We start from the raw sequence: 3294 nt of genomic DNA, 5'->3' as shown, positions 1-3294 counted from the left end.
AATATAACCAAAAATTGTACAAAAATTTTTATGAAAATATTAATAAAAATCAAGATGAATTTTTTGAATTTTTGGTATTTGAAAAATATCTCGAAATTTTAGGTAAAACGAATTTGTACGAATTTTTAGCTTCTGAAGGACTGGATATAAAGACGTTGACTCAAAAACAAATTGATGAAAAAAGGAAAAATCTGATAAAGTTTGATAACGAAACTTCTGCCAAGAAAAAATTATACAGTGCATGTGAAATAATATTAAAAAATGAAGATAAATTAAAGAAATATGATGAATACTTAAAATATCTCCAGTACTTAAAAGTATTAAAAATACTTGATAGAGCGGAACAAATTTACAATTTGACAGATGATAAAATTCCATCTGAAGAATTTATTAATGAAATACAGAAAATTGTGGAAAACAAGGAAGAAGCAAAAAGTATTTTTATAGGATTTTGCAAGGAGAAAAAGATACCGTATACTGTCTATAAAAAATCAAGCGGAATGAAAGAATATAAGCAAAATGATAACTCAAGAGAGAAAACAGAAAAAGAAGATAGATATGCCGAAAAATCTGAAAATCTATGTATAGAAGCATTAAGAGCGATAAAGGCATCCAGATTTGAAGAAGCTCAAAAATACTTAAATGATGCAAAGTTATACTGGCCTGAAAATGATTCAATCGAAGTTCTTGAGGAAAAGCTGCAGGAAATAAGGCAGGTATGGATTGAAAACAAGAAAACAGAAAAAGAATCATTAAAAAAACGAAAAGTAGTGTATCCAATTAAGAAAAAAACAACAAATGGACAAAGTCAGAATATAATTATTTTTATAATTATTGCAATAATGTTTTGTGCAATAATTTATTTGATTATGTTAAATACGGAAACGTCTCAAAGTACGGCAGTAGATGATGGAAATATAGTTCTGGATGGAAAAGCGGAGAAACCAATCTCACTTGACAAAAATACGAGTTTTTATGTTACTGATAATAATTTATACTACAACACTAAAAAAGATGAATACTTGGAAAAGGCAGGTATAAAGGGAAGCAGTAGTTCAGGAGATTATGACTTTTTAGTTATCGAAAAGTTTCCTAAAAAAAGATATGACATTCTTTTGAAAAAAGGAGTTAAGGACAGGATATTCAAATTTAGATGCGATGCTAAAATAAAAGCAGCGGGAACTACTTTATTTGTTGAGAATCCTGAAGACATAATGATTTACAAGGACAAAAAACAGATGGAAGAAGATAAACAGCTTAAAAGTAATGGAGGGTGCTTTACAAAATTTAGAAGTGATATTGAAAGTAAAAATTAGTGAATAAAATAAGATTTAAATTAAAATGTTTTATATATATAAAAGGTTATTATATGGTATTCCACATTTTTTTATGGTATAATATTTACAAGGAAAGGGAAGTGAAAATATGAAATTAGGAGATAATGTAGATATAATAGCACCATTAAATGTAAAAACAGCCGATTCGGAAACAGGTTATCTTTTGTTAAATCCGACGCTTGTAAATAATGGTAAGATAGAAAGCTTCGAAAATGCGGAAGTTCCTGAAAGATATAAAAATGGAAAAAATAAAATAAATGAAAAATACTTTGTAAAAAAGAACGATGTGCTGTTTCAGGCAAAAGGGAGTAAAATAGAAGTTGTATATGTTGATAAGGAATATGAAAATGTACTTCCTGCAACACTTTACTTCATCTTGCGGGCAAATGACAAAATAAATCCTAAATATTTGCAATGGCTTTTAAAGACAGAACTGCTGCTACTTTATTTTGAAAAGAAATATAAAACTATGAGTGCTGTCAGAGCTGTAAATAAGACTGATATTGTTGAGCTTGATATAGACTTGCCGGATAGAGAAGAACAGGACAGAATGGTTGAAATAATAACAAGTTTTGAAAAAGAGGAAGAAAATACAAGAGAATATCTGAAAATAAAGAAAAAATATATCGAAGAAAAAATTCTAGCGAAAAATAAGGTGATAATAAATGAAGAATAAATTCTTTGAACTTGTAACAGATGAGTTGGAAAACAATAAAAATCAGAAAAAATTACAGATTTTGAAAATGTCTCTACTTTTATATATTATTTGTGTAAGCAAGGTTGTTTACGAAGAATTGGAAGATTTAAGAGACGATAATTATTTATTTCTGGAATACTTAAATAATTTGGGATTTGAATATGACTTGAATGGCACGTATTTGGAAAATATGCAAAATTTATCAAGTAGAATACCTATATTTAATGAGATATATGACTTTATAGAAGAACATCCAGATAAACAGGTATTTATTGAAAGCTTGTCAGAAATGGAAATGGAATTAAAACTGAATATTTTAAGAGGAAAATATGCAAAAATCACACAAAACTATATCGATAACGTAATTAATTTGCCAATTACACGTGATGAAAGCGTTAACCAATTATCGCTAGATATTTTAGAAATAAATAATAGCGAAATATTATACAGTGTTGATTTTTTTGAAGAAAATAATTTTTATCGTGAAAAAATGAAAGATATTGAAAAAAATACAATTACTGAAATTTTATATTCATTAAAAAATTCAGCTTCTAATAAGGATTCAGCAGTAATTTTGACAAAAAATTTAGATACTAGCAAATTTTTATACAGTTTTTTAAAGGAAAGTAAAAAGGGAATGATAGAAAAAGATGCTTTTTACTTATTAAAAAATGAAGAAATGGAAGATTTTGTAAAATCTGATAAAATAGAATATGTAGTCGCAATTCCTTTTAACAACACGTTAAAAAATCAAGTGATAATATTCAATGAAGAAAAAGAAAGCAAAAATAATATATTATTTGTTCAATCGCAGCACTTTTTTGAAAAAGGAAGCGAAAAAATAAAGCCTGAAAATTATAAGGAATTAGTTGAAATAATTAAGAAAAAACAGGAAATAAACGGTATTTCAAAGTTAGTTTCCAATGAAACGATATTAAGAAGAAAATGTAATTTGGATATTTTGGGATATGTTTTTAAAACTAAGGAAAAAGTCAATTTAGAAGAATTAAAACAAAATAGGGACAAAATTTTTGAATTAATGACAATAAACAGAAAAAAATGCGATGACTTAGTAAATAGTTATCTGGAAGAGGAATAAATTTAATAATAAATTTAGATAGAAAGGTTGTAATTTTATGAAATTATTGACAATAAATGTACATGCATGGTTGGAAAAAAACCAAATGGAAAAAATCGACATTTTAGCAAAGGCTATTGCTGAAAAGCAGTATGATGTGATGGCAATGCAGGAAGTGAATC

General features: G+C 26.7%; 2 protein-coding genes and 1 pseudogene. All 3 read left to right on the top strand.

The genetic code is table 11. The annotated features are described in order from the left end of the window. Positions 1-1316, top strand: a pseudogene (locus tag Q0370_RS10425) (hypothetical protein); the annotation flags it as partial. A gap of 109 nt (positions 1317-1425) precedes the next feature. Next, positions 1426-2013, top strand: coding sequence for a restriction endonuclease subunit S (locus tag Q0370_RS10420; RefSeq protein ID WP_299575441.1), 588 nt, complete (start codon positions 1426-1428; stop codon positions 2011-2013). Next, complete coding sequence (locus Q0370_RS10415; RefSeq protein ID WP_299575439.1) at positions 2003-3133, top strand: N-6 DNA methylase; 1131 nt, start codon at positions 2003-2005, stop codon at positions 3131-3133. The genes Q0370_RS10420 and Q0370_RS10415 overlap by 11 nt, the downstream gene beginning before the upstream one ends. Positions 3134-3294: the final 161 nt, after the last annotated feature.

Origin of the sequence: uncultured Leptotrichia sp. (assembly GCF_938036635.1) — a bacterium.
GTDB classification, from domain to species: domain Bacteria; phylum Fusobacteriota; class Fusobacteriia; order Fusobacteriales; family Leptotrichiaceae; genus Leptotrichia; species Leptotrichia hongkongensis.
Note: the sequence above shows the minus strand (reverse complement) of the source record. Positions and strands in the feature narration are given on the sequence as shown.

Coding starts and splice junctions, on each gene's coding strand:
- Q0370_RS10420 (WP_299575441.1), top strand. CDS start 1,426: ATGAAATTAGGAGATAATGTAGATATAATAGCACCATTAAATGTAAAA.
- Q0370_RS10415 (WP_299575439.1), top strand. CDS start 2,003: ATGAAGAATAAATTCTTTGAACTTGTAACAGATGAGTTGGAAAACAAT.